Source organism: Streptomyces sp. NBC_01077 (assembly GCF_045162855.1).
Lineage (GTDB): Bacteria > Actinomycetota > Actinomycetes > Streptomycetales > Streptomycetaceae > Streptomyces.
Genome location: NZ_CP108669.1, coordinates 1,707,781 through 1,716,579 on the forward strand (window position 1 = coordinate 1,707,781; position 8,799 = coordinate 1,716,579).

At 74.4% G+C, this 8,799-nt stretch carries 6 protein-coding genes; all 6 read right to left on the reverse strand.

The genetic code is table 11. The features are described 5' to 3' along the window. Nucleotides 1-15 precede the first annotated feature (15 nt). From ispG to OG462_RS07595, 6 genes are read right to left on the reverse strand one after another with little or no spacing between them, the layout of a single operon-like run. On the reverse strand, nt 16-1,173 hold the full coding sequence (gene ispG / locus OG462_RS07570; RefSeq protein WP_376403905.1) for a flavodoxin-dependent (E)-4-hydroxy-3-methylbut-2-enyl-diphosphate synthase: 1,158 nt from the start codon (nt 1,171-1,173) through the stop codon (nt 16-18). A 40-nt stretch (nt 1,174-1,213) separates the two neighbouring features. Further along, on the reverse strand, nt 1,214-3,034 hold the full coding sequence (locus OG462_RS07575; RefSeq protein ID WP_406055702.1) for a 1-deoxy-D-xylulose-5-phosphate synthase: 1,821 nt from the start codon (nt 3,032-3,034) through the stop codon (nt 1,214-1,216). A 17-nt stretch (nt 3,035-3,051) separates the two neighbouring features. After that, nucleotides 3,052-4,077 carry a 4-hydroxy-3-methylbut-2-enyl diphosphate reductase gene (gene ispH, locus OG462_RS07580; protein WP_406055704.1) on the reverse strand — a complete coding sequence of 342 codons (1,026 nt, stop codon included), beginning with the start codon at nt 4,075-4,077 and terminating at the stop codon, nt 3,052-3,054. Beyond that, a complete protein-coding gene (locus OG462_RS07585; RefSeq protein ID WP_406055706.1) occupies nt 4,074-7,808 on the reverse strand; it encodes an ABC transporter ATP-binding protein in 3,735 nt (1,244 codons plus the stop codon). Before OG462_RS07585 ends, ispH begins: the two co-directional genes overlap by 4 nt. 47 nt (nt 7,809-7,855) lie before the next feature. Further along, nucleotides 7,856-8,488, reverse strand: a complete 633-nt coding sequence (locus tag OG462_RS07590) for a 4'-phosphopantetheinyl transferase family protein (protein ID WP_406055708.1) — start codon at nt 8,486-8,488, stop codon at nt 7,856-7,858. A gap of 4 nt (nt 8,489-8,492) precedes the next feature. Beyond that, nucleotides 8,493-8,702: an MbtH family protein gene (locus OG462_RS07595; protein ID WP_376403915.1), complete on the reverse strand. Its 210-nt coding sequence runs from the start codon at nt 8,700-8,702 to the stop codon at nt 8,493-8,495. Nucleotides 8,703-8,799 lie beyond the last annotated feature (97 nt).

Consider the following 8,799-nt stretch of genomic DNA (forward strand, 5'->3'; position numbering starts at 1 on the left):
CCCCCGCGGACGGCGTCAGCCCGCGGCCACGACCTCGGGCGTGCCCGTGCCGAGGGCAGCGGTGTCGAAGGTGTCGGCGAGCCGCAGCGCCTCCTCGATCAGGGTCTCGACGATCTTCGACTCGGGGACGGTCTTGATGACCTCGCCCTTCACGAAGATCTGGCCCTTGCCGTTGCCGGAGGCGACGCCGAGGTCGGCCTCGCGGGCCTCGCCGGGGCCGTTGACGACGCAGCCCATCACGGCGACGCGCAGCGGGACCTCCATGCCCTGCAGGCCGGCGCTCACCTCGGCGGCGAGCTTGTAGACGTCGACCTGGGCGCGGCCGCAGGACGGGCAGGAGACGATGTCCAGCTTCCGCGGGCGCAGGTTGAGCGACTGGAGGATCTGGGTGGCGACCTTGACCTCCTCGACCGGGGGCGCGGAGAGCGAGACCCGGACGGTGTCGCCGATGCCCTGGCGCAGCAGCGCGCCGAAGGCGACGGCGGACTTGACGGTGCCCTGGAAGGCCGGGCCGGCCTCGGTGACGCCGAGGTGCAGGGGGTGGTCGCAGGCCTCGGCGAGGAGTTCGTAGGCGCGGACCATGACGACGGGGTCGTTGTGCTTCACGGAGATCTTCAGGTCGTGGAAGTCGTGTTCGGCGAAGAGGCTCGCCTCCCACAGCGCCGACTCCACCAGGGCCTCGGGGGTGGCCTTGCCGTACTTCTTCAGCAGCCGGGCGTCCAGGGAGCCGGCGTTGACGCCGATGCGGATGGGGGTGCCGTGGTCCTTGGCGGCCCGGGCGATGTCCTTGACCTGGTCGTCGAACTTCTTGATGTTGCCGGGGTTGACGCGGACCGCGGCGCAGCCCGCCTCGATGGCGGCGAAGACGTAGCGCGGCTGGAAGTGGATGTCGGCGATCACCGGGATCGGCGACTTGGCGGCGATCGCGGGCAACGCGTCCGCGTCGTCCTGGGAGGGGCAGGCCACCCGCACGATGTCGCAGCCCGCGGCGGTGAGCTCGGCGATCTGCTGGAGGGTGGCGTTGACGTCCGAGGTGAGCGTGGTCGTCATGGACTGCACCGAGATCGGGGACCGGCTGCCCACGCCGACCTTGCCGACCTGGAGCTGGCGGGTGGGGCGGCGGGCGCCGAGGACCGGGGCAGGCATCGACGGGATGCCGAGCGCGACCGTCATGGGGTGTCTCCTGCTCTGGTACGGGTGAGGGGCGGGCGGTTCACTGGTCGGCGCCGACGGGCTGCGGGGCCAGGTCGCCGATCGAGACGGAGTCGTCGCGGCCGGCGAGGGCTTCGACGACGGCGCGGGCGATGTGACGCCCGGTCAGGCCGTGGGCGGCGAGGATGTCGTCGCGGCGGCCGTGCTCCAGGAAGCGCTGGGGCAGTCCGAAGGTACGGACAGGGGCGCGGGCGCCCGCGTCGGCGAGGGTCTGGGCGATCGCGGCCCCGGCTCCGCCGCTGCGGCCGCCGTCCTCGACCGTGGCGACCAGCGAATGGCCGAGGCCGAGCTCCACGAGGGCGGCGGGGACGGGCGCGATCCAGCGCGGGTCGACGACGGTGACGCCGAAGCCGTGCTCCGCGAGGCGGTCGGCCGCCTCCAGGCAGACCCCGGCCATCGCGCCGACGGAGACGAGCAGGACGTCCCGGGCGCCCGAGCCCGCGCGGCGCAGGACGTCCATGCCGTCGAGGGTGGCGACGGCGGGAATGTCGCGGCCCGCGGAGCCCTTGGGGAAACGCAGCGCGGTGGGGCCGTCCTGGACCGCTAGGGCCTCGCGCAGGGCGCGGCGCAGGGTGGCGGCGTCGCGCGGGGCGGCCACGCGCAGGCCGGGGACCATCTGGAACAGCGACAGGTCCCACATGCCGTTGTGGGAGGCGCCGTCGTCGCCGGTGACGCCGGCCCGGTCGAGGACGAAGGTGACCGGGGCGCGGTGCAGGGCGACGTCGAGCAGCATCTGGTCGAAGGCCCGGTTGAGGAAGGTCGCGTACACCGCCACGACGGGGTGCAGTCCGCCGAGGGCGAGGCCGGCGGCGGAGGTGACGGCGTGCTGCTCGGCGATGCCGACGTCGAAGGTGCGGTCGGGGAAGCGCTCGGCGAAGGCGGTGAGGCCGGTGGGAGCGAGCATGGCCGCGGTGAGGGCGACCACGTCGGGGCACCGGGCGCCGAGTGCGGCAAGCTCCTCGCCGAACACGTCGGTCCAGGCGGGTTCCGGGGCGGGGCGGGGCGCGGTTCGGGCGGCGGGGCGGGGGCGTACGGCGTGGAAGCGGTCGGCCTCGTCCTGTTCGGCGGGAGCGTGGCCGCGGCCCTTCTCGGTGAGGCAGTGGACGACGACGGGCCGGCCGAGTCCGGCGGCGTGGCGGAGGGCCTCTTCGAGGGCCGCGATGTCGTGTCCGTCGACGGGTCCGACGTAGGCGAGGCCGAGGTTCTCGAAGACGGAGTGCGGGGGGCGGTCCTCGGTGCGCAGCTGCGCCAGGTGGGCGGGGATGCCGCCGACGGTGGGGGCGTAGGAGCGGGTGTTGTCGTTGAGGACGACGACCACCGGGCGGTCGGCGCCTTCGGCGAGGTTGTTCAGGGCCTCCCAGGCCATGCCGCCGGTGAGGGCGCCGTCGCCGATGACGGCGACGACGGCGCGGTCGGTGGCGCCGGTCAGCCGGTGGGCCTTGGCGAGGCCGTCGGCGTAGGACAGGACGGTGGAGGCGTGGGAGTTCTCGATGAGGTCGTGCGCGGACTCGGCGCGCGAGGGGTAGCCGGAGAGCCCGCCGGGTTGGCGCAGGGTGCCGAAGGCGGCCGCCCGTCCGGTGATGATCTTGTGGGGGTAGGTCTGGTGCCCGGTGTCCCACAGGATCTGATCGCGCGGGGACTCGAAGACCCGGTGCAGGGCGAGGGTGAGCTCGACGACGCCGAGGCTGGGGCCGAGGTGGCCGCCGGTGCGGGTGACCTCCTCGACGAGGAGGCGCCGGATGTCCGCGGCGAGCTCCTCGGTCTGCGGGAGGGTGAGCGCGCGCAGGTCGTCGGGTCCGTGGACCGATGCGATCGACGTCATGACAGATCCTGTTCTGGTCACAGGGCCTCATCGGCCAGGGGGGTCCGGGGTACTCGGCCGGTGACGGGGTCGGCGAGCCGGGCGGGCATGGAGAAGACGACGTCCTCGGCGATGCCGTCGTCCAGTTCGACGTCCTGCCAGCCGAGTTCGGCGAGCCGGTCGACGAGTCCGCGGACGAGGATCTCCGGAGCGCTGGCGCCGGAGCTGACGCCGATGCTCGACGCCCCGGCGAGCCAGGTCTCGTCGAGATGGCCGGCGTCCGGGACGAGGTACGCGGCGCTGCCGTGCTCCCGGGCGACCTCGACCATGCGGATCGAGTTGCTGGAGTTGCGGGAGCCGACGACCAGGACGAGGTCGTTGCGGCGGGCGAGGGCCTTGACGGCGTTCTGGCGGTTCTGGCTGGCGTAGCAGATGTCGCCGTCGGCGGGGCCGGCGAGGTCGGTGAAGCGGGCGCGCAGCGCGTCGACGACCCGCCGGGTCTCGTCGAAGGACAGGGTGGTCTGGGTCAGGTAGGCCACCGGCGCGTCGTCCGGCAGGTCCAGGGCGGCGACGTCGTCCTCGTTCTCGACGACGATGGTGCGCTCGGGGGCCTCGCCGCGGACGCCCTCGACCTCCTCGTGGTCGGCGTGGCCGACCAGCAGGATCGTCCGGCCGTCGCGGGCGTAGCGGACCGCCGCCTGGTGGACCTTGGAGACCAGCGGGCAGGTGGCGTCGATGACTTCGAGGCGGCGCTCCGCCGCGCCGCCGCGCACGGCGGGCGAGACGCCGTGGGCGGAGAAGACGCAGACGGCGCCCTCGGGCACGTCCTCCTCGCTGTCGACGAAGCGGGCACCGCGCTTCTCCAGCTCGGCCACGACGTGGTGGTTGTGCACGATCTCCTTGCGCACGTACACCGGGGCGCCGTGGAGGTCGAGGGCGCGTTCCACGATGCCGATGGCACGGCGCACCCCGGCGCAGAAGCCGCGCGGCTGGGCGAGGACGACGCGCGGGGGCCGGTCGTCGGCCGGGGCGTCCTGGCCGGCCGGCTGGATGGTGGCGCTCATGAAGCGTTCCGTTCGTAGGAGTCGTGGGTGAGGGTTGCGGGCGGCGGGACGGTGGCCGCGGGCGGGCGCCCCTGCGAGGCGCGCCACAGAGCGGCGTAGATCCCGTCCAGGGCGAGGAGTTCGTCGTGGGCGCCGTCCTCCCGGATCCGGCCGTCGTCGACGACGACGATGCGGTCGGCTCGGGAGGCGACGCTGAGGCGGTGGGCGACGATCAGGGCGGTGCGGCCGCTGACGAGGCGTTCGGTCGCCCGGTTGACCAGCGCCTCGGTGGCGAGGTCGAGGGCTGCGGTGGCCTCGTCGAGCAGGAGGACGTCGGGGCGGACGAGTTCGGCGCGGGCCAGCGAGATCAGTTGCCGCTGACCGGCGGAGAGGTTGCGTCCGCCTTCGGTCACGCGGTGGTCGTAGCCGCCGTCGAGGGCGCTGAGGGTGTCGTGGGCGCCGACCCGACGGGCCGCGTCGGCCGTCTCGGCGTCGGTGGCGTCGGGCCGGCCGTAGGCGATGGCCTCCCGGACGGTTCCGGCGAAGAGGTACGGCTCCTGGGGAACGACGCCGAGCCGTTTCCGGTAGCCGGTGAGGTCCAGGTCGCGCAGGTCGGTCCCGCCGATGCGGACGGCCCCGCGGGTCGGGTCGTGGAACCGGGCGGCGAGCTTGACGAGGGTCGACTTGCCTGCGCCGGTCGTGCCGACGAACGCGACGGTCTGGCCCTGCGGGATGCGCAGCCGGATCCCGGTCAGCGCCGGACGGCCGTCGCGGTAGTGGAAGTCGACGTCGTCGAAGACGAGTTCGCCGCGCAGGGAACGGACGGGGAGTGCGTCGGCGGCGGCCGGGGTGGTGCTGCGCAGCCGGAGCAGGTCCCGGATCCGCAGCAGGGACACCCGTGCCTGCTGGTAGCCGTCGAAGAGCTGGGAGAGCTGCTGCACCGGGACGAAGAACAGGTCCAGGTAGAGGAGGTACGCGACGAGGGCGCCGACCGTCATGGCGCCCTCGGCCACCCGGTGTGCGCCGACGGCGAGGACCACGGCGGTGACGCAGGCGGCGAGGAACTGGATGAACGGGAAGTAGCGGGCGGACAGGAGCTGGCCGCGGACCCGGGCGCGCCGGTAGGCGTCGCTGTGCCGGGCGAAGGCGGCGACGACGAACTCCTCGCGGCGGAACGCCTGGACGGTGTGCATGCCGGCCGCGCTTTCCTGGAGTGCGCCGTTGACGACGGCGAGCCGTTCCCGGGCGTCGGTGTAGCTGCGGGCGGAGGCCCGGCGGAAGACGACGGTGGCGAGGGCGATCGGCGGCAGGACGGCGAGGACGACGAGGAGCATCCCGGCGTCGGCGGCGCCGAGCGCGACGAGCACGCCGAGCAGGGTGAGGACGCTGACGAGGACGCTGAGCAGGCCGGTCTGGAGGAAGGAGGAGAGCGAGTCGACGTCGGTGGTCATCCGGGTGAGGGTGCGGCCGGACGCCTCGTTCTCGAAGTGGTCGAGCCCCAGGCGGTGCAGGTGCGCGAAGACCCGGATCCGCAGCCCGTACAGCAGCCGCTCCCCCGTGCGTCCGGTGACCCGGACCGCGGCCCACTGGACGGCGTACTGGGCGAGGACGAGGGCCAGTGCGGCGAGGGAGGCCGTGGCGACGGCGGTGAGGGCGAGGTGCTGGGCGCCGCCCTCGATGCCGTGCCGCAGTACGAAGGGCAGGGTGAGTCCGGCGAGCGCGTCGGCGACGACCAGGGCGAGGCCGAGGGCGAGCGGCAGGCGGTAGCCGCGCAGCAGGTGGCGCAGCCCGAACTCGCTCGTGCCGTCGGCCCGGGGGTCGCGGGCGGCCTCCGCCTCGTCGACGCGGGGGAGATCGAGGGCCGGCGGCAGTGCCGCGACCCGGGCCTGCATGCGCGCGGCTGCGGAGCGCGGGGCGGGGGCGGGTTTCGGGGCGTTCGGGGCGGGGGCCCGCCGGTCCCCTGCGGGGGCCGGAGGCTCGGCGGCGGCCGTGGCGACGGCGGCTTCGGCCGGAGGGTCGGCGGGGTGGTGCTGGAGGATCGTACGGTAGAGCGGGCAGCGGGCGGTGAGTTCGCGGTGGGTGCCGAGGTCGATGATCCGGCCGTGGTCGAGGACGGCGATCCGGTCGGCGAGCGCGAGGGTCGAGCGGCGGCGGGCGACGATCAGGGTGGTGCGGCCGCCGGCCTGGGCGCGCAGCGCGTCGTGGATGCCCTGCTCGACGCGGGCGTCGACGGCGGAGGTGGCGTCGTCGAGGACGAGGACGCGGGGCGCGGCCGCGAGTGCCCGGGCGAGGGCGATGCGCTGGCGCTGTCCGCCGGACAGGGCGCCGCGTTCGCCGAGCACCGTGGCGTAGCCGTCGGGCAGGGCGGTGACGAAGGCGTGCGCCTGGGCGGTGCGGGCCGCGGCGTGGATCTCCGCGTCGGTGGCGTCCGGCCGGCCGTAGGCGACGGTCTCGCGGACGGTTCCGGCGAGGAGGGCGGTGTCCTCGGGGACGCCGGCGACCGCGCCGCGCAGGGAGTCGAAGGTCAGGTCGCGGACGTCGGCGCCGCCGATCCGTACCGCGCCATCGGAGACGTCGTGGAACCGGGAGAGCAGCAGGGCGAGGGTGGACTTGCCCGATCCGGGGGCGCCGACGACAGCCAGGGTCTCGCCGGGCTCGATGCGGAGGGAGAGGTCGGTGAGCACGGGCCGGCCGGGGCCGTACGCGAAGGTGACGTGGTCGAACTCGACGCCGAGGGGGCCGTCTTCGGGCAGTCGGCCCGCGCCCTCGGTCAGCAGCGGGCGGGTGTCGATCACTTCGAGGACCCGCTCGATCCCGGCGCCGGCCTGCTGGCCCATGGTGAGCAGTGCGGCGAGGGTCTTGACGGGGCCGACGAGCTGGGCGAGGTAGGCGGAGAAGGCGAGGAGGGCGCCGAGGCTGAGTTCGCCGTGGGCCGCCAGCCAGCCGCCGACCGCGAGGGCTCCGACCTGTCCGAGGGAGGGCACGCACTGGAGCGCGGGCCCGTAACGGGCGTTGAGCCGTACGGCGCGCATGCGGCCGGCGAAGAGCCGCCGGGCGGCGCGGGCCAGCCGGTCCATCTCCCGCTGTTCCTGGCCGAATCCCTTGACGACCCGGATGCCGGCGGTGGAGCTGGCGACGACTCCGGCGACGGCGGCGGCCTGGTTCTGGGCGTACCAGGTCGCGGGGTAGAGCCAGGTGCGGCTGCGCCGGCCGATGAACCAGAGTGCGGGGACCAGGGCGAGCGCGACCAGGGCGAGCAGCGGGGAGAGCGTGGCGATGAGGACCAGGGAGACCACCAGCAGGGCTGCGCTGGAGATCGCGGTGGGCAGGGTGGAGACGAGTCCGAAGACCATGTTGAGGTCTCCGGAGGCCCGGCCCAGGAGCTGACCGGTGCTCAGTTCGTCGCGACGTACACCGTCCAGGCGGGAGAGCGAGCGGAACAGGTCGACCCGCAGATCGTGCTGGACGTCGGCGGCGAGCCGTCCGGCGTACAGGCGGCGCAGGTACGCGGCGAGGTAGCCGAGCGCGGCGACGGCGAGCAGCGCTCCGGTCCACAGGGCGGCGGAGCGGGCGGGGCGCAGGACGACGTCGTCGACGATCACCATCGTGACGAGGGGGACGAGGGCGCTGGTCGCGGTCCCGAGGAGCGCGGCGAGGACCGCCGCGAGCACGCTGCGCCGGTGCCGCAGACAGCGGCGGGTCAGCCGCCCGGTCCAGGAACCCCGGTCGGTGTCGTCGGTGGGGTGGGTCATTCCGGGGCCTCCTCTCGTGAGGGTGGTGGGTGGGGTGCGGTGGGGGGTCATGCGTCGCAGTGGCGCAGGTCGACCGGTGCGCCCGGGGCGCCGAGGCCGGCGACCGCGAGGACGTGTGAGCCGTACGGGCCGGCGCCGGTCGGCAGGACCGTGCAGGCGGCCCCGGTCCCGCCCGGCAGGGCGCTCAGGGCGGGCGTCCTGTCTGCGGCGGAGGGCGGGGGCCAGTGCGGGGGGTGGGGCAGCGGCTGGGTGAGCCCGCCGTGGGCGAGTCCGTGGCCGTGGGCCTTGCCGACGGCCTCCTTCTGGGTCCAGAGCCAGTAGAAGGCGGGGACCCGGTCCGCCGCGGGGAGGCGGCCGAGCCACTCGGCGTCGGCGGGGGCGAGCCAGCGCCGGGCCAGTGCGAGGGCGGGCAGGGGGCGTACGGTCTCGATGTCGACGCCGACCGGGGTCCCGGAGAGCGCCACGGCTCGGGCTCCCGGGCTGTGGCTCACGCTCACGTGGAGCCGGGCGGCGGGTCCGGTGAGCCGCGGGCGGCCGCCGGGTTCGTGGGCGAGCCCGATCCGGTGGAGCGGGCTGCCGGTCAGCTCCGCGGCGGCGCGCAGCAGCGTGGTGTGCGCCGCGCGCCGTTCGCCGGAGGCGACGGGGCCCCAGAGCACCGTGACGGCGTCGGGGCCGGTCACCGGGTCAGGCCGCCATCGCGCGGACGAGACTCTTGGGACGCATGTCCGTCCAGTTGGCCTCGATGTGGTCGAGGCAGGCCTGGCGGTCGTTCTCCGGGAAGGCGACCTCCCAGCCGGCCGGGACCTCGGCGAAGTCGGGCCACAAGGAGTGCTGGCCCTCGTCGTTGACGAGGACGAGGTAGCGGCCGTCGGCGTTCTCGAACGGGTTCGTCATTTCTTTTCCCTTTTCCATTTCCCGAGGCGATTTCTTGCTTCCGTCGCCGTTCTTTCTAACCAACAGGAGAGAAATCGGCAACCTTTTCGAAAAGATT